This is a genomic window from Streptomyces sp. NPDC021225, from assembly GCF_044332865.1.
GTDB lineage: Bacteria > Actinomycetota > Actinomycetes > Streptomycetales > Streptomycetaceae > Streptomyces.
Genome location: NZ_JBIRPV010000004.1, coordinates 476,954 through 501,333, shown reverse-complemented (window position 1 = coordinate 501,333; position 24,380 = coordinate 476,954). Strand labels below are relative to the sequence as shown.

Here is a 24,380-nt window from a genome sequence, read left to right as displayed (position 1 = left end):
GGAGATGGGCTGGGGACGGAGGAAGGACCTGTGGTGGTCAGCGCGAATCGCGTCGGCGCAGCACGTCGAGCATGACGGCCAGCGCGATCACCACGCCGATGACGATCTGCTGGACGAACGGGGAAACCCCGAGCAGATTCAGACCGTTGCGCAGGACTCCGATGATCAGGACGCCGAAGAGCGTTCCGCTGATGGAGCCGACACCGCCGCTCAGGCTGGCGCCTCCGATCACGACGGCGGCGATCGTGTCGAGCTCGTAGCCGGTACCGGCGCTCGGCTGGGAGGAGTCCAGGCGCATCGCGAGGAAGACCCCCGCCGCGCCGGCGAGCAGGCCGGTCACGGTGTAGACGAGCACCGTCCGCTTCCGCACGCTGATCCCGGCGAGCCTGGCGACCTCGGAGCTGCCGCCGATCGCATACAGCTCGCGCCCACCGGACCGGTAGCGCATATACGCCCACCCCGCCGCGTACAGCACGACCAGCACGAAGGTGGTGAAGGTGAAGATGCCGAGGTAGCGGGTGGTGGAGAGGTTGCCGAACCAGTCGGGGAAGCCGACGATCTGCTGTCCGTCGGTGATGACGTTGGCCAGGCCGCGGGCGACGGACATCATCGCCAGGGTGGCGATGAACGGCGGGAGTCTGGTGAACGTGATGCCCAGCCCGTTGGCCAGTCCGCACGCTCCCCCGACGCCGGTGGCGACGATGGCGCTCAGCCACAGCGGCCACCCCTGGTCGTGGGAGAGCCAGCCGAGCACCATGGTCGCCAGGGCGAGCACCGCGCCGACCGACAGATCGATGCCCCCGGTGACGATCACCGCGGTCATGCCGAGGGCGAGCAGCCCCAGGATCGCCGTCTGGTCGACGATGTTGAGCAGGTTGTTCTGGGTCAGGAAGTACGGCGTCGCTATGTAGAAGACGACGCACATGGCGAGCAGGCCGAGGGCGGGCCCTCGTGATCCGGTGAGCAGTTCCGTCGCCCAGGACGGTACCCGCAGGCGCCGTTCGCCCGGTTGGGCGTCAACGGGCGTCGCGGCGTCGCTGGTTGCACTCATCAATACCTCCGAGTATTGACATTTCTCTAATATCCGACTCGAGAGGGGCGTCATGGACCGCGTGTCCGGCGAGCGACGATGTCGTCGTGCCAGGTCGCGCGCTAGTTCATGAACATCCCGCCGTCGACGTTGATCGTCTGGCCGGTGATGTACTCCGCCTCCTCGGAGGCCAGAAACAGCAGCAGATTGGCGACGTCGTCATGGGTGCCGGCGCGCCCCAGCGGGATGCCCGCGACCCACTCGTCCATCAGCTCGCCCGGCCCGTAGCCGCCGAGCAGCCGGCCCCACTCCCGGTCGTTGTAGTCCCACATGTCGCTGCCGACGATGCCGGGGCAGTAGGCGTTCACCGTGATCCGGTCCCCGGCCAGCTCCTTCGCCAGGCTCTGGGTCAGCCCCACGACCCCGAATTTGCTGGCCGCGTAGTGCGGCGTATAGATGAAGCCCTGGCGGGCCTGGCCCGAGGCGGCATTGAGGATGCGCCCTCCGCGTCCCTGCCGTCGCATGATCCCGGCGGCGGCCTGGGCGCACAGGAACACACCGGTGGTGTTGACCGCGAGGACCTTCTGCCAGTCGTCGAGGGTCAGGTCCTCGAGACGGCTGATGGTGATGACACCCGCGTTGTTCACCAGGACGTCCAGGCGTCCCCAGGTCGTTTCGGCGAGCGCGAAGGCGCGGGCCACGTCGTCGGCGGAGGTCACATCGGCCCGGACGCCGAGCACACCGCCCGACGGGCTCTCGGCCGCCACTTCCTCGGCCGCCTCCTCGACGGCCGGCGACGCGTCCACCATCAGGACACCGGCGCCCTCCGCGGCGAACCGCGCGGCGATCCCGCGGCCGATGCCACGGGCCGCTCCCGTGACGACGACGCTCTTTCCTTCGAATCGGCTGGACTTGTTCATGATGCTTTCTCTCCGGCGTCCGAAGGGTGCGAGGTGTTCTGTGGGGCCGCGGCGGCCCGGAGGCGTGCGCGCCGCACCGTGGTGTGCCAGTGCGCGCGGCGGGCCGCCCTGCTGCCGGCGTCCTCGGCCGGTGTGTAGAGGTCTCTCGGGCGGTTCAGCCGTTCCAGGTCCGCCCTGCTCCACACGCCGCCGCCGAGCCCCGCCAGATGGGCGGCGCCCAGGGCCGACAGGTCGCGGGCCCGGGCGCGTTCGACCGCGCGGCCGCTGGTGTCCGCCTGCAACTGCATCAGCAGCGGGTTGTCGGTGGGGCCGCCGTCCGCGAGCAGCCGGACCACGGGGCCGATGTCCTCTTCGACCGCCGCCACCACGTCCTCGACCTGGAAGGCGATCGACTCCAGCGCGGCCCGCGCGAGGTGCGGGGCGCCGGTGCCCAGCGTGACGCCGCTGATCAGGCCGACGGCCTCGTCGTCCCACCAGGGCGCGCCGAGCCCGCCGAAGGCCGGGACGATGACCACGCCGTCGCTGCTGTCCGCGGCCAGGGTGGCCAGCGCGGACGGGTCGGTGCCGAGGAGCCCCGCCAGCCAGGTCAGGGTGGCCCCGGTGGAGCGGATGTTGCCCTCCACGGCCCAGGCCGGGCCGTCGACGTCCCAGGCGACGGTCAGACACATCCCTGCGGACAGGGGGGTGTCGGGCGAGGTGAGCGCCATGACCGAGGAGCCGGTGCCGTAGGTCGCCTTGACCGTGCCGCGCTGCCATCCGGCGTGTGCGAACAGCGCCGCGTGCGAGTCGCCGAGGACCGCGGTGACGGGGACGCCGTCCGGCAGCGGCCCCAGGCCGCCCGCGGTGGGAAACGGCCCCTGCGAGGACACCACGCGGGGCAGCACCTCCCGCGGTACGTCGAACAGTTCCATGAGCCGCTCGTCCCAGGTGAGGCGGCGCACGTCGAGCAGTTGGGTGCGGGCGGCGTTGCCCACCTCGATGAGGTGTTCGCCACCCAGCTTGTACAGCAGCCAGGAGTCCACCGTGCCCAGGCAGAGTTCACCGCGGCGGCTGCGCCGGCGCTCGGGGTCGTGGTGGTCCAGGAGCCAGGCGGCCTTCGGCGCCGAGAACATCGGGTCCAGCGGCAGGCCGCTGATGTCACGGACCGTCCGGGCGGAGTCCACGGCCCGCAGCAGGGCCGGGCTTTGGGCCGTGCGCTTGTCCAGCCAGCTCAGCAGCGGGCTCAGCGGGGTCGCGGTGGCCCGCTCCCACAGGAGCAGCGACTCGCGCTGGGTGCTGAGGCCGACGGCGGCGACCCGCCCGGCGTCCTGGCCGTCCAGACACCGGGCGACCGCCAGGCGGCAGCTCTCCCAGATGTCCTCGGCCGACTGCTCCACCCAGCCGGGCGCGGGGGTGGACAGGGCAACGGGCGCGGACCCGTGCGCGACGATGTCTCCGCGCACGTCGACCAGGATCGCCTTGGTCGCGCTGGTGCCCTGGTCCACGGCCAGGACGAGCGGCTCAGCCGTGCTCATGCGCCCCGCCGGGGTTCATGGCCATCAGCTCGCGCACGGCGGCCGCGATGCCGTCGGCGGTCAGCCCGAAGTGTTCCAGCAGGAAGGCGGCGCTTCCGGTCGGCGCGAACTCCCGGTTCACGCCCAGGATCCGCATGGGCACGGGGTGGTTCTGCGCCACCACGCCGGCCACCGCGGCGCCGAGGCCGCCCGTGGTGGTCGCCTCCTCGGCGGTGACGATGCCCCGGGTCTCCCGGGCCGCCCGCAGGACCGCTTCGACGTCCAGCGGTTCGACGAAGGTCATGTTCAGCACCCGCACCCCGATGCCCTCGGCCCGCAGCGTCTCGGCCGCGGCCAGGGCCCGGGAGACCATCGTCCCGACGGCCATGACGGTGATGTCGGAGCCGTCGGTGAGCTGGACGCTGCGGCCCAGTTCGAACGGTGCGCCGTCGGGGGTGACCGAGGGGACCTTGAACCGCGGGACGCGCAGATAGGTGGGGCCGTCCTGCGCGGCCGCCCAGCGCACGGCGGCGCGGGTCTGGGCCGGGTCGGCGGGCACCACGACGGTCAGGTCGGCGATGGCCCGCATCCACGCCAGGTCCTCGATCGAGTGGTGGGTCGGCCCCAGCTCCCCGTAGGCCATGCCGGGGCTCTGGCCGCACAGCACCATCGGGAGTCCGTTGTAGGCGGCGTCGGTCTTGATCTGCTCGGTGGCCCGGCCGGTGAGAAACGGGCCCGCGGCGCTGACGAAGGGGATGAACCCGCCGATGGCGAGTCCGGCGCCGACACCGACGAGGTCCTGTTCGGCGATCCCGACGTTGATGAGGCGCTCGGGGTAGAGCTCGCGGAAGCGGACGAGGTTGCTGGAGCCGACGGAGTCGTTGCAGACGGCGACGATCCGCTCGTCCTCGGCGGCCATGGCGATGAGTTCGTCCGCGAACGCCTGTCGGCAATCGTAGGTCCGCGTGGTGTCGGGCATGAGTTCGGCGGTCATCGGCTGAGCTCCTCCAGCGCGGCGTGAACCTGTGCGGCGTCGGGGACCTTGTGGTGCCATTCCACGCGGTCCTCGATGAACGACACGCCCTTCCCCTTGATGGTGCGGGCCACCACGGCGACCGGCCTGCCGGTGGTGGAGGGGCGCAGGGCGGACAGCAGTTGCGCGTGGTCATGGCCGTCGACCTCGCGCGTCTCCCACCCGAAGCTGGTCCATTTGTCGGCGAGCGGCTCCAGGCGCTTGGTGTCCTCGGTGCGGGCGCCCTGCTGAAGGCGGTTGCGGTCGACGATCGCCGTGAGGGAGCCGAGGGAGTAGTGGGCGGCGGTCATCGCGGCCTCCCAGTTGCTGCCCTCCTGCAACTCGCCGTCCCCGAGAACGACGTAGGTGCGGTACGAGGAGCCCGACAGCTTGGCCGCCAGGGCGCAGCCGACACCGACGGGGAACCCGTGTCCGAGCGGCCCGGTGTTCGTCTCCACACCCGGCACCTTTCTGCGGTTCGGGTGGCCGTTGAGCGGCGAGAGGGGGGCCATGAAGGTGTCCAGCTCGGAGAGCGGGAAGAAACCGCTGTGGGCGAGCGTGGCGTACAGGGCCGCCGCGCAGTGGCCCTTGCTGAGGATGAACCGGTCGCGGTCGGGCCTGCGCGGGTGCTCGGGGTCGACGTCCAGGACTCCGCCGAACAGGGTCACCAGGATGTCGGTCACCGACAGGTCGCCGCCGATGTGGCCGAGCTGTGCGTGGTCGATCATCTGGACGATGCTGCGGCGCACGTCGGTCGACAGATGCCGGAGGTCGTCGAGATGGCCCACCGGATCGTCTTCGGCGACGCGTCGGCGCCGTGCCCGGAACCGGGCGGCACCCTCTGGGTCTGTGCTGAGCATGTGAGTGTCCTTGATCGCTGACTCTTCGGAGCGTTCGGAGCGGCGGGCGCCTGCGGCGTCGATCGGAGCGGCGGCAGGGGGCCCGGACCAGGAACAGGGCCTGAGGAAGGGGCCCTTGCGAATAAATATTCACTAATGAATCTCGGTGCTCTAGATACTGGTGGCGTTTCAGCCGCGTGTCAATAGGGTGAATCGGCAGGCCCGAAGGGCCGTCTCGTGTTGTGCGAGGGGGCATGGCCAGCGGTTTGGCCCCGGCCGGAGCTCAGTCCGGGCAGGTCCTCATGATCTTCCAGACCCGGGTGGCCACCTGGAGATTCAGCCGGGTTTCGACGTTGGTGAGGTCGGAACCGCTGATCTCTCGGATCCGCTGGAGCCGGTAGCGCAGGGTGCTGCGGTGCACGACGAGCGCCGCCGCGGTCCGGCTGTAGTTTCCGCCGCAGTCGAAGTACTGGGAGAGGGTCGGCACCAGGTCCGTCCGGTGCGCGGAGTCGTAGTCGAGCAGCGGCCCCAGCCACTCCCGGACGAAACCCTCGACCTCCTGGTAGTCGTTGCCGGCCCGCAGGATCCGGTAGAGGCCCAGGTCCTCGAAGAAGGTCGTGCCGTACGCGGTGGGCGAGCGCCGCCGCACCTCCAGCGCCCGCAGCGCCTCCCGGTAGGAACGCGGAATCTCGCCCGGGGAGTCACAGCGGGCGCCCACGCCGACGGCCCCGCCCGGCGTCCCGGCCTCCCGGCTCAGCGCGGCGTGCAGATCGTCTCCGGCCGGCCTGCCGTCGGCCACCAGGACCACCACGCCCGACCGGCGGGCGAGCAGCGACCGCAGGCCCACGGCAGCCGCCGACCGGTCGACGGCGGCGGCGAAGGAGGCGTCGGCCGCCCGCTCCGCCCACCGCACCGCGACCACATAGTGCGGCCCGTGCAGATCGTGGCCGAGCGCCTGGGCGCGGGCGTAGGCGCTCGCGTCGTCCGTGCCGGCGAGCAGGTCCTCCACCAGATCGCGCCGCAGCCGCAGCTCCACCTCGGCCAGGGAGCGCTGGTGCGCCAGTTCCAGGGCGAGCGACGCCGTGGCGTGGCCGAGGGCGAGCCGGGCGCGCTCGTCGGCCCGCTCCTCGGGGTCGACCAGGAACAGCGCGCCCAGCACCTCGCCCTGCGGGGCGGCGACCGCGAGCAGGCGCTCCCTGACCCGCACCGGGCGCCCGCCCCGGGCGGTGTCCCGCAGCAGCTCCTCGTGGCGGGCCGGGTCGGGCCGGGGATACGGGTCCGGGCGCCCGGGCCCCGCCCAGGCCCGCGGATTGCCGAACCGGTCCTCGACGCCCGCCGCAAACCCGGTGATCTTGTGCAGCGCCTCCGCGATGCCCGCCTCGCCGTCCCCGTGCAGGGCGGCCCGGTGGAGGGTGTCGAGGACCCCTCGCTCGTGCTCGAGGTCGGACCGCGAGGACTCCAGCCGCTCCCGGACGGCCTGCTGCTCGGCCCGCGCCCGGCGCAGCTCGGCCGCCCGCTCCCGCTCCCGCCGGTGCGCGGCCGCGCCGGCCAGGGCCGCCGCGGTCTGCCGGGCCAGCACGGTGAGCCAGAAGCGGTCGTCCTCGCTGGGCGGCACCCCCGAGCTCACCACGAGCTGCCCGCGCAGACCGCCCGGTTCCCGCAGCGCGTACGCCCAGCCCCAGGCCTGCCCGGGGAGGCGCACCGGCCCGTCCCGCCCGCCCAGTTCCCGGACCCGCTCGTCGAGGGCGGCGGCCGCGATGCCATCGGCCCCGGCGGCCCCATCGTCGTGGCAGCGGGTCAGCGCGCCGCCGACCACGAGGTACCCGGCCTCGGCCCGCCCCGGCCCGAGGGCCGCGACCTGCGCCATCGCCCGGTGCAGGATCTCCGTCTCGTCCCGGCTGTCGAACATGGCGGTGGAGCAGAGCAGCAGCCCTCGCGCCCGAGGGCTCAGGGAACGGTCCCGAGCCCCGCGCTCGTCCCGGGTGAAGGCTGTTGAGGTCATGCCGTCGCTCCGCCCGCGTTCGGAAGAGAACGAGTCCGAACTCGCGGGTACCCGCCGGGCGGGGCGGTCACCGCTGCGGCCACGCTCCGCCTGTACCCACAGGTCCACCCTAGGCGTGGTTTTTGGGCCTCGCAGGCGCAGGCGGGCCGGGGCCCCGTTTTGCCAGGCTGGGCGCGTCGGCGCCGGAAGACGGGTTGGTTCCGCGGCTGTGCGCTGTCCGCGGTGCCGCCGCCTCGCGAAGGAGTTCCTCATGGCCAAGGCAGTCGGAATCGATCTGGGCACCACCAACTCGGTGATCGCGGCCTGGGAAGGCGGCGAGGCGGCGGTCGTGCCCAGCTCGGAAGGCAGTCGCACGACCCCGTCCGTGGTGGCCTTCACCGACACCGGCGAGCGGCTGGTGGGCCAGCTGGCCAGGCGCCAGGCGATCCTCAACCCCAAGGGCACCATCTACTCGGCCAAGCGCTTCGTCGGCCGGCACTACGACGAGGTGTCGGACGAGGCCAAGGCCGTGGCCTATGACGTCGTCGGCGGCGAGGGCGGTGTCGCGCGCTTCAACGTGCGCGACAAGCTGTACTCCCCCGAGGAGATCAGCGCCCTGGTGCTGCGCAAGCTCGCCGACGACGCCGCGAAGCAGTTGGGCGAGCGGGTCACCGAGGCGGTCATCACGGTGCCCGCCTACTTCAACGACGCCCAGCGCACGGCGACCAAGGACGCCGGCCGGATCGCGGGCCTGGAGGTGCTGCGGATCATCAACGAGCCCACCGCGGCCGCCCTGGCGTACGGCATGGACAAGAAGCAGCACGAGACGGTGCTCGTGTTCGACCTGGGCGGCGGCACCTTCGACGTGTCCGTCCTGGACGTCGGGGACGGCGTGGTGGAGGTCCGCTCCACCGCGGGCGACAGCCACCTGGGCGGCGACGACTTCGACCGCCGGCTCGTCGACCACCTCGCCGACAAGTTCCAGCAGACCGACGGCATCGATCTGCGCCGGGACCCGCAGGCGCTCCAGCGGCTCTTCGAGGCCGCGGAGAAGGCGAAGACCGAGCTGAGTTCGGTGACGCAGACGCAGGTCAACCTGCCGTTCATCACCGCCGACGCCGCGGGCCCCAAGCATCTGACCGAGTCGGTCATGCGGTCCACCTTCGAGCAGATCACGGCCGATCTGGTGGAGCGCTGCCTCGGCCCGGTCGAGCAGGCCATGGCCGACGCCAAGGTCGGCGGGACGGACATCGACGAGGTGATCCTGGTCGGCGGCTCGACCCGGATGCCCGCGGTGCAGGCCCTGGTGCGCCGGCTGACCGGCGGCAAGGAGCCCAATATGAGCGTGAACCCCGACGAGGTCGTGGCGCTGGGCGCGGCGATCCAGGCCGGGGTGCTCAAGGGCGAGGTCAAGGACGTGCTGCTGCTGGATGTCACCCCGCTGTCGCTGGGCGTGGAGACCCGCGGGGGCGTCATGACGAAGATCATCGAGCGGAACACCACGATCCCGGTGCGCCGCACCGAGACCTTCTCCACGGCCGAGGACAGCCAGCAGGCCGTCGACATCGTGGTGCTCCAGGGCGAGCGGGAGCGGGCCGCGGACAACCGGGGGCTCGGCCGCTTCCAGCTGACCGACATCCGCCCGGCGCCGCGCGGCGAGCCGCAGATCGAGGTCGTCTTCGACATCGACGCCAACGGCATCCTCAACGTCACCGCCCGCGACCGGGACACCGGCAAGGAACAGTCCATCACCATCAGCGAGACCGGCAACCTCGACCGCGGCGAGGTGGACCGCATGGTCCAGGAGGCCGAGCGCAACCGGGGCGAGGACCAGGCGCTGCGCGAGGCCGTGGATGCCCGCAACGAGCTGGACGCGATCGCGTACCAGGTCGAGAAGCGCCTCGCCGAGTTGGGCGACGCGGCGCCCTCCCATGAGAAGGCGCGCGCCGAAATGCTGGTCGGCGACGCCCGTGAGGCGGTCAGGAACGAGGCCGGCGTGGACCGGACCAGGCCGCTGAGCTCCGAGCTCCAGCAGGTCCACGCGGGCCTGACCGCGCATGCGACGGCGGGCGCGGGTGCTGGCGCGGGGCCGGAGACGGGCGCGGGGGCCGGACAAGCCCGGCCCGGTGGAGACGACGAGGACGTCGTCGACGCCGAGTTCGACAAGGGGTAGGCGGCCGCCATGTCCCACCGTCCGCAGCAGCCCGACCCGGTACCCGAGGGCGCCGTGCCGGAGCCCGGCCAGGACCTCCCCGCTCCGGGCGCCGCCGAGGCGCGGGGCGCGGAGGGGCCCGGCCCGGACGCCGCCGGCGGCCCCGCACTCCGCCATGACGAGGACGAGGCCGCGGCCCTGGCGGAGCTGGAGGACCGGTGGCGCCGTGCCCTGGCCGACCTGGACAATCTGCGCAAGCGCCAGGCCAGGGAGATGGAGCGGGAGCGGGCCGCCGAGCGGGCCCGTACGGCCGCGGCGCTGCTGCCCGTCATCGACAACCTCGAACTCGCGCTCTCCCACGCCGAGGCCGACCCCGGCACCATCGTGGAAGGCGTCAGGGCCGTGCGCGACCAGGCCGTGGACGCCCTCGCCCGGCTCGGCTACGAGCGGCGGGCCGAGACGGGGGTGCCGTTCGACCCGGCCCGCCACGAGGTGGTCGGAGTGGTCGACGACCCCGAGGCGGAGCCGGGGACGGTGGTCCAGGTGCTGCGCCCCGGCTACGGGGACACCGGCAACCAACTGCGGCCGGTGGCCGTCACCGTGGCCAGGCGGGGGTGACCGGCCATGGCACGGGACTACTACGAGGTGCTGGGGGTCTCGCGGGGCGCGAGCCCCGAGGAGATCCAGCAGGCGTACCGCAATCTGGCCCGCAAGCACCACCCGGACGTCAACAAGGACCCCGCGGCCGAGGAGCGGTTCAAGGAGCTCAACGAGGCCTACAGCGTGCTCTCCGACCCCGGCACCCGGGCCCGCTACGACCGGTTCGGCGAGGACTTCCGCAAGATCCCGGAGGACTGGGAGGAGCGGGTCGGCGCCGGAGCCGGGGGTGGCGCCGGTGGCGGCTTCCGGTCCTGGACGACCTCGGGGGACGGCGGCCGGGTGCGGTTCGTCCGTGGCTTCGGCGAGGACGCCCAGGGCACGGGCGCCGACTTCGAGGACCTGTTCGGCGCGTTCTTCGGCGGCGGCGGCGCGCGGCCCGGAGCGGGGCGCGTCCATGTGCCCGGGGCCGACCAGGAGGCCGAGCTGCCGCTCACCGTGGAGGACGCCTACCGCGGCGGCCGCCGCACCGTCACCCTGGCCGGCCCCTCGGGGCAGCGCGGCTACCAGGTCGATGTCCCCGCAGGCGTCACCGATGGGCAGCGCATCCGGCTTGCCGGGCAGGGCGGCCGCGGCAGCGGTGACGCCCCCGCCGGGGACCTGTATCTGCGGGTGCGGATCCAGCCCCATCCGCGGTTCCGGCTGGACGGCCGGAACGTCCACGTCACGCTCCCGGTGACGCCCTGGGAGGCGGCGCTCGGCGCGACCGTCCCCGTGCCCACCCCGGGCGGCACGGCGAAGGTGTCGGTCCCCGGCGGGTCCTCCAGCGGCCGCCGGCTGCGGCTGCGCGGCGAGGGTCTGCCGAACCCCGGCGGCCAGAGCGGCCATCTCTACGCCGAGATCCGCGTCATGGTGCCGCCCCACCCCACCGACCGGGAGCGCGAGCTGTTCGAAGAGCTCGCCGCCACCTCCTCCTTCGACCCCAGGAGCGCGCCATGAGCACCCACCCGCCGAAGGCACGGGCGGCCGCGCGGTCCGCGCCCGTGGCCTCCGTCCAGTACGCGCTGGTGCCCGCGCGCCGGCTCACCCTGGAGACCGTGGCCAGCCGCGCCGGGCTCCACCCCGAACTGGTCCGGCGCTTCGTCGCCCTCGGCCTGGTCGAGGCCGAGCGCGACGCGGCGGGACGGCTGGTGTTCCCCGAGGCCGCCCCGGCGACGCTGGCCCGCGTGGAGCGGCTGCGCACCGGACTGTGTCTGAACTACGCATCCATCGGCCTGGTGCTCGACCTGCTCGACCGCATCGGCCGGCTCGAGGCCGCGCTGCGCCGCGGCGGCGCGAGGAGTGACAAACCCCCATGGACATGAACCGCCTCACCCAGAAGTCCCAGGAAGCCGTTCAGGACGCCCAGACCAGGGCCCTGCGGCTCGGCCAGACCGAGGTCGACGGCGAACACCTGCTGCTCGCGCTCCTCGACCAGCCCGAGGGGCTGGTCCCCCGGCTGGTCGACCAGGTGGGCGCCGACCCCGCGGCGCTGCGCACCATGCTGGAGGCCGACCTGGCCCGCAGGCCGAAGGTCACCGGCCCCGGCGCCGCCCCCGGGCAGGTCTTCATCACCCAGCGCCTGGCCAGACTGCTGGACACCGCCGAGCAGGAGGCCAAGCGGCTCAAGGACGAGTACGTCTCGGTGGAACACCTCGTCCTGGCGCTCACCGACGAGGGGGCCGCCACCCCGGCCGGGCGGGTGCTCAAGGAGCACGGCGTCACCAAGGAGGCGTTCCTGAACGCCCTCACCCAGGTCCGCGGCAGCCAGCGGGTCACCTCCGCCAACCCCGAGGTGGCGTACGAGGCCCTGGAGAAATACGGCCGAGACCTGGTGGCCGAGGCCCGCACGGGCAAGCTGGACCCGGTCATCGGCCGGGACGCCGAGATCCGCCGGGTCATCCAGATCCTCAGCCGCAAGTCGAAGAACAACCCGGTGCTCATCGGCGACCCAGGGGTCGGCAAGACCGCCATCGTCGAGGGCCTGGCCCAGCGCATCGTGCGCGGGGACGTGCCCGAAGGGCTGCGCGACAAGACCATCTTCGCCCTCGACATGGGGTCCCTGGTGGCCGGGGCGAAGTACCGCGGCGAGTTCGAGGAGCGGCTGAAGGCCGTGCTCAGCGAGGTCAAGGCCGCCTCGGGCAGGATCCTGCTGTTCGTCGACGAGCTGCACACCGTGGTCGGCGCCGGGGCGGCCGAGGGCGCCATGGACGCCGGGAACATGCTCAAGCCCATGCTGGCCCGCGGCGAGCTGCACATGATCGGCGCCACCACCCTCGACGAGTACCGCAAGCACATCGAGAAGGACGCCGCGCTGGAGCGCCGCTTCCAGCAGGTGCTGGTGGACGAGCCGTCCGTGGAGGACACCATCTCGATCCTGCGCGGTCTGCGGGAACGTCTGGAGGTTTTCCACGGCGTCAAGATCCAGGACACCGCCCTGGTCTCCGCCGCCACCCTGAGCCACCGCTACATCAGCGACCGGTTCCTGCCGGACAAGGCCATCGACCTCGTCGACGAGGCATGCGCCCGGCTGCGCACCGAGATCGACTCCATGCCCGCCGAGCTGGACGAGATCACCCGCCGGGTCACCCGGCTGGAGATCGAGGAGGCGGCGCTGTCCAAGGAGACCGACCCGGCCAGCGCGGCGCGGCTGGCGGAGCTGCGCCGGGAACTCGCCGACCTGCGCGCCGATGCCGACGCCAAACACGCCCAGTGGGAGGCCGAGCGGCAGTCCATCCGCCGGGTCCAGGCGCTGCGCAAGGAGCTGGAGGAGGTGCGCCGCGAGGCCGAGGAGGCGGAGCGCGACTACGACCTCAACCGCGCCGCCGAACTGCGCTACGGCAGGCTCCAGGAGCTGGAGCGCCGGCTGGCCGCCGAGGAGGAGCAGCTGGCCGCCAAGCAGGGCCGGCACCGGCTGCTGCGCGAGGTCGTCACCGAGGACGAGATCGCCGACATCGTCTCCGCCTGGACCGGCATCCCCGTCTCCCGGCTCAAGGAGGGCGAACGGGAGAAGCTGCTGCGGCTGGACGAAATCCTGCGGGAGCGGGTCATCGGCCAGGACGAGGCGACCAAGGCGGTCGCCGACGCCATCATCCGGGCCCGCTCGGGGATCCGGGACCCGCGCCGGCCGATCGGGTCGTTCATCTTCCTCGGCCCCACCGGCGTCGGCAAGACCGAACTGGCCAAGACGCTGGCCGCGACCCTGTTCGACACCGAGGAGAACATGGTCCGCCTCGACATGAGCGAGTACCAGGAGCGGCACACCGTCAGCCGGCTGCTCGGCGCGCCGCCCGGATACGTCGGCTACGAGGAGGGCGGCCAGCTCACCGAGGCGGTGCGCCGCAAGCCCTACTCGGTGGTGCTGCTCGACGAGGTCGAGAAGGCGCACACCGACGTCTTCAACACCCTGCTCCAGGTGCTCGACGACGGGCGGATCACCGACGCCCAGGGCCGGGTGGTCGACTTCCGCAACACCATCCTCATCATGACCTCCAACATCGGGTCCGTGTACCTCCTCGACGGCGTCACCTCCGAGGGAGAGCTCAAGCCGGACGCCCGCGGCCTGGTGATGAGCGAGCTGCGCGCGCACTTCCGCCCCGAGTTCCTCAACCGGGTCGACGACATCGTGCTGTTCAAGCCGCTCGGCGAGCCCCAGATCGAGCGGATCGTGGATCTCCAGTTCGAGGAGTTGCGGCAGCGCCTCGCCGAGCGCCGGATCGCCGTCGAGCTCACCGAGGCCGGCCGGCAGGTCATCGCCCACGAGGGCTACGACCCCGTGTACGGGGCGCGGCCGCTGCGCCGCTTCATCTCCCACGAGGTCGAAACCCTCATCGGGCGCGCCCTGTTGAGCGGAGACGTCCAGGACGGCGCGACGGTGCGCGTCGACGGCCGGCACGGGGAGCTGGTGGTCACCTACCGGCAGCCGGAGCTCGCGGGAGCGGGCAGGGCAGGATGAACCCGCAGGAGACGACGTCACGACAGAAAGAGCGAACGACATGGCCACAGAGCGGGACCCGCATCTCTCCATGATCCGCGATGTCACCGCCCGCACCCCCGAGGGCTGCGAGGAGTGCCTGCGCCTTGGGACCCCCTGGGTGCATCTGCGGCTCTGCCTGACCTGCGGCCACGTCGGCTGCTGCGACTCCTCACCGCTCAGGCACGCCCGCGCCCACGCGTTCGCCGAGGAGCACCCGATCATGGAGCCGATGGAGCCGGGTGAGGACTGGCGGTGGTGCTTCGTCCACGAGGCGCTGGTCTGACCGCGGCAACGGCACCCCCTGCAATCGGATCCTTCGGGGAGAGCCGGTGGGTGCTCAGGCCACCGGGTCGAGCAGTTCGTCGAAGGCGCGGGGCAGTTTCCTCCAGCCGTCCGGCCCCGCCGCGTACTCGGCGTCGGTGAGCAGACACGAGTCGAGCAGGGTCAGCAGGCCGTCGCGGTCGAGGCCGGGTGAGGTGAAGGTGAGGTGCTGGCGGCGGTCGCCGTGCCGGGGGTGCCAGTCCAGCGAGGCCGCGACCCGGCGCTCGGCGGGCACCATCTCCCAGGCCGCCGCCGGTAGCGCGGCCATCCAGGGCCCGGCCGACTCCACGCACAGCGCGCCGCCCGCCGCGTCCCACGACAGCAGCGTGTCGGGGCGGTCGGCCAGCCAGAAGCGTCCGCGGCTGCGGGCGGCGGCGCAGGTCAGGTCCTCCAGCGCCGCGTAGAGCCGCCCCGGGTGGAAGGGCCGCTCGCGCCGCCAGACCACGGTGCTCACCCCGTGTTCATCACACTCCTGCGGCAACAGCGCGCACGCCGGATGCTGCCGGGCGGCCGCCGCCGCCACATCGAACCCGACCAGCAGGGCGGGGCCCAGGGCCGCCTCGCTCGTACGCACGCGCCGCGCGCCGGGCGTGAGCTGGGCGAGCAGGGCGTGGTCGCCGTCGTCCGAGGGCCGGTCGGCCGCACCGCCCTCGAACACGGCGATCACCGTGGGGTATTCGAGCTGCCGGGCGAAGGTGTCGGCGATGGTGCGCTGATCGCGCGGTGCGGCGGCGAGACCGGCCTCGGCGAGGTCGTCCCCGTCCGTGAGGCAGGGCACGAGGAGGGCCGGGTCGACCGCGGTGGCCACCCCGGTCAGCTTCAGGGGCTCGCCCTCGGCGGCGATGACCGCGGCCACGGCCTGGGGCTCGACGGAGTCCCACAGCTCGACGACGGCCAACCGGTGGCCGCCGCCGTCAGCCAGCCGCAGCAGTTCGGGGACCAGGTCCTCGCGCAGGGCGCAGCACGCGCAGTCGTTCACCAGGGGCGCGTCGCCCGCGCCGAGCAGGCCTCGGCCGTCTCGTACGGTGCGGCGCACGGCGCCGTCGGCGGCGGACGACAAGTCGTGATGCAGCGCGACGGAGCCGGGCACCGTGCGCAGGATCTCCCGGACGGCGGTGCGCCGGGCGTCGGCGTGCAGCCCGCCCACGATCGCGACGGCGAGCCGCGTCTCGGTCCCGCTCATCGGTTCCCCCGTCCGCGCCCGTAGCGCCGCTCGAAGCGCTCGACGCGGCCCGCCGTGTCCACGACCCGCTGGTTGCCGGTGTAGAAGGGGTGGCTCGCCGAGGAGATCTCGACGTCGATGACCGGGTAGGTGTTGCCGTCCTCCCAGACGACGGTCTTGTCGCCGGTGGCCGTGGAGCGGGTGAGGAAGGCGAAGTCGGCGGCTCGGTCGCGGAAGACGACCGGCCGGTACTCGGGGTGGATGCCGGGCTTCATGGCGGTCAGCGCTCCTCGCGGAAGTCGACGTGGCGGCCGGCGATCGGGTCGTACTTGCGCAGGGTCATCCGATCGGGGTCGTTGCGACGGTTCTTGCGGGTCACATAGGTGTAGCCGGTGCCGGCGGTGGACCGCAGCTTGATGATCGGGCGTAGTTCGTTCCGTGCCATGCCCGACAGCATACATGGAGTTGGTTTTCATTTTCATAAGCGGCTAGGGTGCCACCATCAGCACCCCACCAGAGCGAGAGGGACCATGTCCGCCCACTGCCAACTCACCGGTCGGCAACCCAGCTTCGGCAACCACGTCTCCCACTCACACCGCCGCACCAAGCGCCGGTTCGACCCCAACATCCAGCGCAAGCGCTACTGGCTGCCGAGCGAGGGCCGCCACGTCCGGCTCACCCTGAGCGCCAAGGGCGTCAAGACCGTCGACGCGATCGGCATCGAGGCCGCCGTGGCCCGCATCCGCGCCACGGGAGGAAAGGTCTGATGGCGAAGAAGAGCAAGATCGCCAAGAATGAGCGGCGCCGCGCGATCGTCGCCCGCTACGCCGAGCGCCGCGCCGAGCTGAAGGCGATCATCGCCGCCCCCGACAGCTCCGACGACGAACGCACCGCCGCCCAGCGGGAACTGCGCCGCCAGCCGCGCGACGCCAGCGCCACCCGGGTGCGCAACCGCGACTCCATCGACGGCCGCCCCCGCGGCCATCTGCGCGCCTTCGGCCTGTCCCGGATCCGCCTGCGCGAGCTGGCGCACGCGGGCGAACTCCCCGGGGTGTTCAAGAGCAGTTGGTAACCCGCGCCCCGGCTCGGCGCGCGGGAGCCAGGTCGGCCTCCACCGCCGCCGCGGGCAATAGCCGCCCGGGTCCACCATGGCGCAGCTGTCCCAAAACACGTGAACGGGTGAATCGTCGTACCGGAGTCCGCGATCAAGCCGTCGGCGGGACGGCCCGGTCCCGCTCGGTGACCTCCCGCATCTCGGGTGTCATGGCCCCCGACCCTGTCACCCCCGACCTGTACGCAGCCTGAACGCCTGCGCGGCCGGCCCCGGGGCACACCGGGTGGCGGGTGATACTGGGTCGGTGACCGTTCACCCGGGTACGGTCGTCGAGGACGACCACGGACTGCGCGATGTGTACCAGGCCCGCGGCGCGGGCGGGGATCTGTGCTTGGACGCGGCCGCGCGGGGAGCGAGATTCGTCGTCTCGCTCCCCGCGAGCTGACCGCCGGGACGCCTGTTCCCTCTTACGCGTCCTCTCCGCCCCTCGCTTACTCGTCGCCCTCGAACTCGTGCTCCGCGTTGGCCGAGGTGTCGGCGTGGCCGCCGGGGCCGTCCGACTGGTTCTCCTGCTCGCCGCTCTTCTCCTGCTCGCCCTTCTTCTCCTGCTCACCGTCGCTCTTCGGGCCCGGAGGGGTGGGCTTCTGTGTCGCCGTGGCGGACACCGAGGACGTGGCGTGGTGCGCCGGAGCCGCGGAGGCCACCGCGGCGCCTCCTCCGATCACGGCCGTGACAATGGCTGCGGTGGATGCGGCGAGGACGGCGGCCTTCTTGCGCGTGTTCATGATCACCTTCGCTTTCGCTACCGGATGGACCGTCCATCCGGAATGCGGCAATCCTGCGCCACCCCGGCTGAGGGGAAGCTGAGACCGGAGACGGCGGGGTTCTCAGCCTCTTCTCAGCTGCGCATGCCTACGGTGGAGGTGGGCGCTCCGGAAAAGTGAGGCGGCGCCTGGAAGGGAGACGTGCCATGCGCGTCCTGGTCGTCGAGGACCATCCCGCGCTCGGGCGGGCTCTGGTGCACGGGCTCACGGCCGAGGGGTTCGCCGTGGACCTTGCCGTCGACGGCGAGGAAGGTCTCCTGCGGGCGGCGGACACCTCGTACGACGTCGTCGTCCTGGACATCATGCTGCCCCGGCTCAATGGTTACGACGTGTGCCGACGGCTGCGAGCGGCGGAGAACTGGACCCCGGTCCTCATGCTCACCGCCAAGGACGGGGAGTACGACGAGGCGGACGGCCTGGACATCGGGGCGGACGACTACCTCACCAAGCCCTTCTCCTATGTCGTGCTGACCGCCCGGCTCAACGCCCTGATGCGGCGGGGCGGGCGCCCCAGGCCCGCCGTCCTTCGTGTCGGCGATCTCCGCCTCGACCCCGGGGATCGCACCTGTCGGCGCGGCACCGTCCCCGTCGAGCTGACCACGCGGGAGTTCTCGCTGCTCGAGTGCCTGGTGCGCCGTCCGGGAGAGGTGCTGAGCAAGCAGGACATCCTGACCCACGTCTGGACGGACCACTTCGACCTCGACCCCAACGTCGTCGAGGTCTACATCGGCTATCTGCGCCGCAAGATCGACGAACCCTTCGGCAGGCGCACCATCCAGACCGTCCGGGGGGCCGGGTACCGGCTCGCCGACGACAGGTGAACCGTGCCGGGCATCCCCGCACCTGTCCGCTCCGGCCGAGCCGGAGCGGTGGCGCCGCGCCACCGGCCGTTCCCCCACTGGCGCAGACTCAGCCTGCGCGCCCGGCTGACCGCGGCCGCCACGCTCGTCGCCGCGCTCGGCCTGTCCCTGGCCGCCGTGCTCCTTCTCATCAGCCAACGCGGCTCGCTCATGCACGGCTTGGACGGCAGCGCCCGCCAGCGCGCACTGATCATCGCCACCGCCCTGGACAAGGGCCGCCCCGTGCAGCCGCTGCCCGCCTCCGGCGCCGGGGACGACGTGGCACAGGTGGTCGACAGCCGTGGCCGGGTGGTCGCGGCGTCGGAGAACGTGGCGGGAGAACACGCTCTGTTCCATGTGAGGCCGGCCGCCCCGGACAGCGAACCGTCGGTCTACAGCGTGCGCGGCGTACCGCTGGGCGACAACGACACCTACCGCGTCGCCGCCCTGTCGGCGGGCCCGGCGGATGCGCGCAAGACCGTGTACGTCGGCCTTCCCACGGCCCCGGTCGACCACGCCGTGCACACGCTCACCGCCGAGCTGGCCGTCGGTCTGCCGACCCTGACGGCCCTCCTCGCCGCCGCCGGATGGCACATCACGGGGCGCGCGTTGGGGCCGGTGGAGCGGCTGCGCCGGCAGGCGGCCGAGATCACCACCACCGACCTGCACCGGCGGCTCGACCTGCCGCCGAACACCGACGAGGTACGACGCCTCGGCGAGACCCTCAACGATCTGCTCAAACGGCTCGACGAGGCGACCGCCCGGCAGCGGCAGTTCGTGGCGGACGCCGCGCACGAGCTGCGCAGCCCAGTGGCCGCCGTGCGCGCGGAGCTCGAGACCGCCGCCCGGCATCCCCGCGCCGATCTGTCGGCCAGAATCCCGGGCATGCTGGAGGAGACGGTCCGGCTCGGCGCGCTCGTCGACGACCTCGTACACCTGGCCCGGCTCGACACCAGGGGCGCGCTGCGCGAGACGGAGGTCGACCTGGACGACCTGGTAGAGGCGGAAGTCCGACGGCCGCACGCCCACCCCGAGGTGTCCGTCGCCTGTGGCCGGATTCAGCCGGCCCGGATCCGCGGGGATCCCGACGCCCTGTCGCGCGCCGTGCGCAACCTCCTGGACAACGCCGTCCGGCACGCCCACCGCCGGGTAGAGGTCACTCTCGCCGCCACGGACAGCGAAGCGGTCCTGTGTGTCCGCGATGACGGCCCCGGCATCCCACCCGCCGACCGCGAGCGGGTATTCGACCGGTTCACCCGTCTGGACGACGCGCGCAGCCGGGACGCCGGCGGCTCCGGGCTGGGGCTCGCCATCGTGCGGGAGATCGTCACCCGGCACGGCGGGCGGGCATCCGTGGAGGACGGCGGTCCGGGGGCCCGGCTGGTGCTGCGGCTGCCCGTTTCGCCGCCGGGCGGCCGACCGGACGATCGCCCCGGGCGCTCCGTCAGGAGATATACCCCTCCCGCAGGGCGTAGGCCACGGCGTGGGCGCGGTTGCGCAGGCCCAGGCGGGTCGTCAGGCCCTGGATGACGTTCTTCACGGTCCGTTCCGAGTACGAGAGTTTGGCGGCGATCTCTCCGGTGCCCAGCCCCTCCGCGACCAGCCGCAGGACGTCGGTCTCACGCGGGGTCAGACCGAGCGGCCGGCCCCCGGGCTGGCCGAGCGCGCCAGGCCGCAACGCACCTACCTGGCTGACCAGTTGGCCGATCAGATCGGCGGGGAGGTCGCCGTCGCCGCGGGAGGCCGCGAGGACCGCCTGGAGCAGTCGGTGTCCGGTGGCCTCGCGGCGCCAGACGATGACCCCGACACCGCACTCGATCACATCGAGCAGCTCGGCCCGGCGGATCAGGCTCGCGACCAGGACCACGCGCAGCCCGGCGTCATGGACGAATCGGCGCAGACCGGCGAGCGTGGCCGCGTCGATCGAGTCGGTGAGCAGCATGACCACATCGCCCGCCCGGGCGTCCGACTTGTCGAGGAGGACGATCTCGGGATGGTGCCGCAGCTGGCCGATCGCCCCCTCCCGGGAGATCGGATCCCGCGCGTGGACGACGACCGAGATTCTGCGCCGGGAGTCCGTCGTCGCCGACCGGGGATCCACCGGCTCTAAAGAGGCGCCCAATGTACTCCCTCTGTCCACCGCGAAACGGACCACGCGATTCCGGTTTTGATCATACGCCAGCCGCCATCGACGCCCGCGTACTCAAATCCTTCTTTATCGCTTCGATACCGCCGGTAACCCATACGACAAAAACGCTAGGGAAACACTCGGAAACAGCGCGGCGAAAGTGATCGCCGCGGCGCCCCCGCCACGGTCCCGCCTCCGGCGTCCTTCGCGCGGCGACGGCCGCGCGGCGCTGCCCGAAAGACCAAAACTCGCTGCCCCGATGAACCTGGACCTGCCCAAAGTGCCTCTATAGCGTCGCAGGCGGAGTATCTGGGCTTGTCGCCTGCGCCCTGTGGTGGAGACACCCAGAGGGCCATCCGGTCCCTGTCGGACAACTCACCCGCACGGCAGCCCCTTCCCTCGTCCCCTGCCGCGCGCGGGCCGAGGGAGGACCCAACGCGTGCTGGCAGGGAAGGATCTCGGTGCACGATCACTCCACGTGGTACAGCCTGCTGGGCCCGGTAGAGGTGACACGGGACGGCACGGCGCTGGCCCTGGGGCCACGGCAGCGACGGGTGCTGCTGATACGACTGCTCATCGAGGACGGACGGCCGGTCTCCCTGCGCCAACTCTGCCTGGACGTATGGCAGGGCTCCCAGCCGACCGGGGCCATCTCCTCCGTACGCGCGCACATCAGCAGACTGCGCTCGGTGCTGGAGCCCGTGCGGGGCGGCCGGTCCACGCTGCTGGTCAACGGCCCCGCCGGGTACGCCCTGAAGGTGCCCCGCGAGGCGCGTGACACCACCCGCTTCGAGGAGTCCGTGACACGGGCCCGGGACACCATGCGGCGAGGCCAACTCGACGTCGCGAGCAAGGAGATAGAGGGGGCGCTGGGACTGTGGCGCGGCCAGGCGCTCGGCGAGACCGCCGAACTCGACTTCGCGGCGCGCGAGACGGCCCGGCTCAACACCGCGCGACAGGACGCCATCGAGCTCCAGGCCACCATCCTCATCAAACAGGGCGACCTGGAGCGCGCCATCGGCGTCGCCGAGGGACTCACCATCAGCGCCCCGCTCCGCGAGTCCTCATGGGCGCTGCTGATGCGCGCGCTGTACGGGGCGGGGCGGTCCGTCGAGGCGCTCCGGCAGTACGAGCGGTTCCGCACGTTTCTGGCCCAGGAGCTCGGCCTCGACCCCAGCCCCGGACTGTCGGATCTGCACACCGCCATCCTGCGGCACGACACCCGGGTCCTCGGCGAGCCCCACTCGACCGGACCCGCGGTCACCCTGAACTCCGCCACCCTGCCCGGCGCCGAAGCCGGTCCCGCCGACGCCCCGTTGGTGGGCAGGTCCGAGGAGAGCGCGCGCCTCACCGCCCTGTTGCGCGCCGCGGGCGCGGGGCGCGGTCAGTGGGCCGTGGTCTCGGGGGAGCCGGGGTCCGGCAAGACGCGGCTGCTGGACCAGGTGTCCGCCTGGGCCGAGCAGGCCGGGTTCGCCGTGGCGCGGGCCAGCGGCGGCCAGGCGCTCAGCGAGAGCCACGGCATCTCCCTGGTGTGCCCCGCCGCCCAACTCCTGGACGCGCTGCGCCGGAAGCGGTCCGGCACCGGCCCCGACGACACCCCCGCCGAGGCCCGGCCCGACGAGGACCGGCTCGCCGCGCTCGTACGGGAACTCAACCGGGGCCCCGCGCTGTGCGTCGTCGACGACCTCGACTGGGCGCCACCGGACTTCCACGACCTGCTGCGCCGGCTCACCGCCCTGCTGCGCGACGCCCCGGTCGCCGTGGTGTGCGCCCTGCGGAACGCCGACGACCCCGCGGCCAGCGGGCTGCTCGCGGAGCTGGCCCGGCACGGCGCCACCCGGCTGCACCTGGAGCCGCTGTCCGCCGCGGATGTGGGCGAGTTGCTCGCCGCCCGCGGCGAGCGCTCCTCCGCCGAGGAGGCCGCGGCGCTGCACCGGCGCGCCGAGGGCAACCCCTTCACGCTCGGGGAGTTGCTGAAGCTGCCGCCGGACCGGCGCGTGGGACCCGCGGCGCAGGTGCCGGCCGCCGTGCGCAGCGTCGTCCAGGCGCGGCTCGCCGAACTGTCCGCCCCCGCCAGGACGATGCTCACCTACGCCGCCGCCGACGGCCCGCACCTGGACATCGGGTTGCTCGCCGATGTCCAGGGCATGGCGCGGGACCGGCTGCTGCCGCTGATCGACGCCGCCGTCACCGCCCGTGTGCTGGTCTGGGACACGGACCCCGGCCAGTGTGACACCGGGCGCTACCGCTTCCCCGAGCTGGCCCGCGAAGTCGTGTTGGGTACGCTCACCCCGTCCTCCAGACAACTGCTGCACGCCGCGCTCGCCCGCGAGCTGGCAGCCCGGGAAGACACCGACCCGGAGCGGCTCGCCCGGCAACTTCGCGCGGCGGGCCCGATGGCGCCGGTGTCGGACCAGGACCGGATCCGTCATCCGTCGCCGGACCAGGGCCGTTGAGCCCGCTCCTGGTTCCGGCGCGATGTCCGGGCCGGTGAGCGCCCGGTCATCCCGTCCCCTCTGCCATCACATCCCCCGTCAAGCCCCCACCGCCACCGGACCCGGGTCCGGTGGCCACGAGGAGAAGCTCATGTCCGATCAGCACCGGACCGGTGACGACACGACGTCCAGCGGCCAGCCGGCCGCGGCGTTCTTCGCGTCGCCCGAGCCGGAGTCGCCTTCGCCACGCGGTTCCGCGTCCGCGTCCGCGTCCGCGTCCGGCGAGTCGTCCGCCACCGGCGAGGCCACCGGCAAGGCCGCTGGTTCCGCCGCCGGTGAGAGTGCCGACTCGCCCGACGCGGCGACCGTCGAGGAACACCTCACCGGCAAGAAGACATCCGCCAGCACCACCACCACCGCGCGAGCCGCCTCCTCCTCCGCCTCAGCGACCACGGACGGCCACGACGAGGCCGAACCCGAGGCCGATCCCGATCCCGATCCCGAGGCTGAGACCGAAGCCGAGACCGTGAGCGGTAAGAAGGCGGAATCGGAAGGCCGGTCGGAGGACAGCGCCCGGTCGGAGGAGAGTGCCCCCGCCCCGAAGGCCCGCCGTGGCTGGGGCAGGGTCGCCACGGTGTCCGGCGCCGACGGTCGGCCCGACGGGGCCGCCGCGGCCGCCGCCGCCACGACCATCGGCCCCGGTGGCGACTCCCCCGACGCGGACGGCGGCCTCTCCGGCCGCCCGAAGAAGCCCCTCCTCGCCGGCGCCGCCATGGCCGGGGCCATTCTCGTGGCCGTGCCGCTGCTCATCATGGCCACCGGCAAGGACGACGACGACAGCAAGAAGGTGGCCTCCTCCAGCTCCGCCGACACCGTGCTGGACGACGACGGGGGCCGGGCGGGCGAGTTCGTCGCCGAATCCCCGTCTCCCAAGAAGAGCAAGCCCGAGAAGAAGGAGAAGGAGAAGGAAAAGGAGAAGGAGTCCCCCTCCCCGGCAAAGGAGAAGGCCGCGGACCCGTCACCGCCCAGCTCCTCCCCCACGGCGAAGGAGGAGGAGAAGAAGAAGACCTCCGTGCGCAAGAAGGCCCCCAGCAATCTGCCGGCCGTGCTGACCCGGGTGCTGATCAAGAACAACACGAACGGCACCTGCGTCGATGTCCCGGGCTTCACCAGCGGCAACCCCGACGGCCCGATCCACCAGTCGGCCTGCAACAGCAACCCCGACGACAACCAGCTGTGGAACGTGGAGAAGAGGTACGACAGCAAGGGCCCCGGCGGGGTTCCCCTGTTCCAGATCCGCAACGTCATGGACGGCATGTGCCTCGACCTGCCCGGTTACGGGGCCGCGGGGAACGCCACCAAGGTGACGGAGTTCCCGTGCAACGGCACGACCGCCGACAACCAGCTGTGGTGGCTGGACAAGCAGGCGGACGGCCGGTTCTGGATCCGCAACTTCGCCAGCAACAACACCTGTCTGGACTCGTACGGGCCGGATGACCAGACGCGCGATCTGATCATCTGGCCGTGCGCACCGGAGAATCTCAACAACCACGAGTGGTACTTCACCCGCTCCTGAGC

The 24,380-nt window shown here is 72.5% G+C and carries 24 protein-coding genes; 13 read left to right on the top strand and 11 right to left on the bottom strand.

Annotated features, from left to right (window positions below):
- Positions 1-37 precede the first annotated feature (37 nt).
- The 6 genes from ACH4S9_RS20620 to ACH4S9_RS20595 form a co-directional block, all read right to left on the bottom strand.
- Positions 38-1,051, bottom strand: a complete 1,014-nt coding sequence (locus ACH4S9_RS20620; protein WP_361188388.1) for an ABC transporter permease — start codon at positions 1,049-1,051, stop codon at positions 38-40.
- Positions 1,052-1,152: 101 nt separating this feature from the next.
- Positions 1,153-1,950, bottom strand: coding sequence for an SDR family oxidoreductase (locus tag ACH4S9_RS20615; protein ID WP_385337038.1), 798 nt, complete (start codon positions 1,948-1,950; stop codon positions 1,153-1,155).
- A complete protein-coding gene (locus ACH4S9_RS20610) occupies positions 1,947-3,464 on the bottom strand; it encodes a glycerol kinase (RefSeq protein ID WP_385337035.1) in 1,518 nt (505 codons plus the stop codon). Before ACH4S9_RS20610 ends, ACH4S9_RS20615 begins: the two co-directional genes overlap by 4 nt.
- A complete protein-coding gene (locus ACH4S9_RS20605; RefSeq protein WP_385337032.1) occupies positions 3,451-4,437 on the bottom strand; it encodes a transketolase family protein in 987 nt (328 codons plus the stop codon). Before ACH4S9_RS20605 ends, ACH4S9_RS20610 begins: the two co-directional genes overlap by 14 nt.
- Positions 4,434-5,315: a transketolase gene (locus ACH4S9_RS20600; protein ID WP_311725548.1), complete on the bottom strand. Its 882-nt coding sequence runs from the start codon at positions 5,313-5,315 to the stop codon at positions 4,434-4,436. The genes ACH4S9_RS20605 and ACH4S9_RS20600 overlap by 4 nt, the downstream gene beginning before the upstream one ends.
- A 262-nt stretch (positions 5,316-5,577) precedes the next feature.
- Positions 5,578-7,296, bottom strand: coding sequence for a PucR family transcriptional regulator (locus tag ACH4S9_RS20595; protein WP_398373481.1), 1,719 nt, complete (start codon positions 7,294-7,296; stop codon positions 5,578-5,580).
- A gap of 250 nt (positions 7,297-7,546) precedes the next feature.
- On the opposite strand from ACH4S9_RS20595, the gene dnaK reads away from it, so the two are divergent.
- From dnaK to ACH4S9_RS20565, 6 genes are read left to right on the top strand one after another with little or no spacing between them, the layout of a single operon-like run.
- A complete protein-coding gene (gene dnaK / locus ACH4S9_RS20590) occupies positions 7,547-9,448 on the top strand; it encodes a molecular chaperone DnaK (protein ID WP_385337024.1) in 1,902 nt (633 codons plus the stop codon).
- Positions 9,449-9,457: 9 nt separating this feature from the next.
- Positions 9,458-10,045 carry a nucleotide exchange factor GrpE gene (locus ACH4S9_RS20585; protein WP_311725545.1) on the top strand — a complete coding sequence of 196 codons (588 nt, stop codon included), beginning with the start codon at positions 9,458-9,460 and terminating at the stop codon, positions 10,043-10,045.
- Between the two features lie 6 nt (positions 10,046-10,051).
- Complete coding sequence (locus tag ACH4S9_RS20580) at positions 10,052-11,023, top strand: DnaJ C-terminal domain-containing protein (RefSeq protein WP_385337021.1); 972 nt, start codon at positions 10,052-10,054, stop codon at positions 11,021-11,023.
- Positions 11,020-11,388 carry a chaperone modulator CbpM gene (locus ACH4S9_RS20575; RefSeq protein ID WP_385337018.1) on the top strand — a complete coding sequence of 123 codons (369 nt, stop codon included), beginning with the start codon at positions 11,020-11,022 and terminating at the stop codon, positions 11,386-11,388. The genes ACH4S9_RS20580 and ACH4S9_RS20575 overlap by 4 nt, the downstream gene beginning before the upstream one ends.
- Positions 11,379-14,018: an ATP-dependent chaperone ClpB gene (clpB, locus tag ACH4S9_RS20570; protein ID WP_311725542.1), complete on the top strand. Its 2,640-nt coding sequence runs from the start codon at positions 11,379-11,381 to the stop codon at positions 14,016-14,018. The genes ACH4S9_RS20575 and clpB overlap by 10 nt, the downstream gene beginning before the upstream one ends.
- Positions 14,019-14,058: 40 nt before the next feature.
- Positions 14,059-14,322, top strand: a complete 264-nt coding sequence (locus tag ACH4S9_RS20565) for a UBP-type zinc finger domain-containing protein (RefSeq protein ID WP_311725541.1) — start codon at positions 14,059-14,061, stop codon at positions 14,320-14,322.
- A gap of 54 nt (positions 14,323-14,376) precedes the next feature.
- On the opposite strand, the gene ACH4S9_RS20560 is transcribed toward ACH4S9_RS20565, so the two are convergent.
- Genes ACH4S9_RS20560 through rpmG form a run of 3 tightly spaced genes read right to left on the bottom strand, consistent with a single transcriptional unit; the run spans position 14,377 to position 15,967 of the window.
- A complete protein-coding gene (locus ACH4S9_RS20560; RefSeq protein ID WP_311725540.1) occupies positions 14,377-15,543 on the bottom strand; it encodes a GTP-binding protein in 1,167 nt (388 codons plus the stop codon).
- Positions 15,540-15,797, bottom strand: coding sequence for a type B 50S ribosomal protein L31 (locus ACH4S9_RS20555; protein WP_361188372.1), 258 nt, complete (start codon positions 15,795-15,797; stop codon positions 15,540-15,542). Before ACH4S9_RS20555 ends, ACH4S9_RS20560 begins: the two co-directional genes overlap by 4 nt.
- A 5-nt stretch (positions 15,798-15,802) precedes the next feature.
- Complete coding sequence (gene rpmG / locus ACH4S9_RS20550; protein WP_216346459.1) at positions 15,803-15,967, bottom strand: 50S ribosomal protein L33; 165 nt, start codon at positions 15,965-15,967, stop codon at positions 15,803-15,805.
- Between the two features lie 85 nt (positions 15,968-16,052).
- Between rpmG and rpmB the strand changes: the two genes are divergently transcribed.
- From rpmB to ACH4S9_RS20535, 3 genes are all read left to right on the top strand, one after another.
- Complete coding sequence (gene rpmB, locus ACH4S9_RS20545) at positions 16,053-16,289, top strand: 50S ribosomal protein L28 (protein ID WP_311725538.1); 237 nt, start codon at positions 16,053-16,055, stop codon at positions 16,287-16,289.
- Complete coding sequence (gene rpsN / locus ACH4S9_RS20540; protein ID WP_311725537.1) at positions 16,289-16,594, top strand: 30S ribosomal protein S14; 306 nt, start codon at positions 16,289-16,291, stop codon at positions 16,592-16,594. The genes rpmB and rpsN overlap by 1 nt, the downstream gene beginning before the upstream one ends.
- 286 nt (positions 16,595-16,880) lie before the next feature.
- Positions 16,881-17,021, top strand: a complete 141-nt coding sequence (locus ACH4S9_RS20535) for a hypothetical protein (RefSeq protein ID WP_311725536.1) — start codon at positions 16,881-16,883, stop codon at positions 17,019-17,021.
- A gap of 46 nt (positions 17,022-17,067) precedes the next feature.
- Here ACH4S9_RS20535 and ACH4S9_RS20530 read toward each other — a convergent pair whose 3' ends face one another.
- A complete protein-coding gene (locus ACH4S9_RS20530; RefSeq protein ID WP_311725535.1) occupies positions 17,068-17,361 on the bottom strand; it encodes a hypothetical protein in 294 nt (97 codons plus the stop codon).
- Between the two features lie 185 nt (positions 17,362-17,546).
- Here ACH4S9_RS20530 and ACH4S9_RS20525 point away from each other — a divergent pair, with 185 nt between their 5' ends.
- Positions 17,547-18,221 (top strand): response regulator transcription factor, encoded by a 675-nt coding sequence (locus ACH4S9_RS20525; protein WP_311725534.1) that lies wholly within the window; start codon positions 17,547-17,549, stop codon positions 18,219-18,221.
- Positions 18,222-18,224: 3 nt separating this feature from the next.
- Entirely contained in the window at positions 18,225-19,769 is a 1,545-nt protein-coding gene (locus tag ACH4S9_RS20520) for an ATP-binding protein (protein ID WP_398373480.1), read from the top strand.
- Here the strand turns inward: ACH4S9_RS20520 and ACH4S9_RS20515 are convergent.
- Complete coding sequence (locus tag ACH4S9_RS20515) at positions 19,684-20,361, bottom strand: response regulator transcription factor (RefSeq protein ID WP_398373479.1); 678 nt, start codon at positions 20,359-20,361, stop codon at positions 19,684-19,686. The genes ACH4S9_RS20520 and ACH4S9_RS20515 overlap by 86 nt on opposite strands.
- A 467-nt stretch (positions 20,362-20,828) precedes the next feature.
- On the opposite strand from ACH4S9_RS20515, the gene ACH4S9_RS20510 reads away from it, so the two are divergent.
- On the top strand, positions 20,829-22,823 hold the full coding sequence (locus ACH4S9_RS20510) for a BTAD domain-containing putative transcriptional regulator (RefSeq protein ID WP_398373478.1): 1,995 nt from the start codon (positions 20,829-20,831) through the stop codon (positions 22,821-22,823).
- A gap of 130 nt (positions 22,824-22,953) precedes the next feature.
- The gene (locus ACH4S9_RS20505; RefSeq protein WP_398373477.1) at positions 22,954-24,378 is read left to right on the top strand and encodes an RICIN domain-containing protein; all 1,425 of its coding nucleotides are present in this window, start codon (positions 22,954-22,956) and stop codon (positions 24,376-24,378) included.
- Positions 24,379-24,380: the final 2 nt, after the last annotated feature.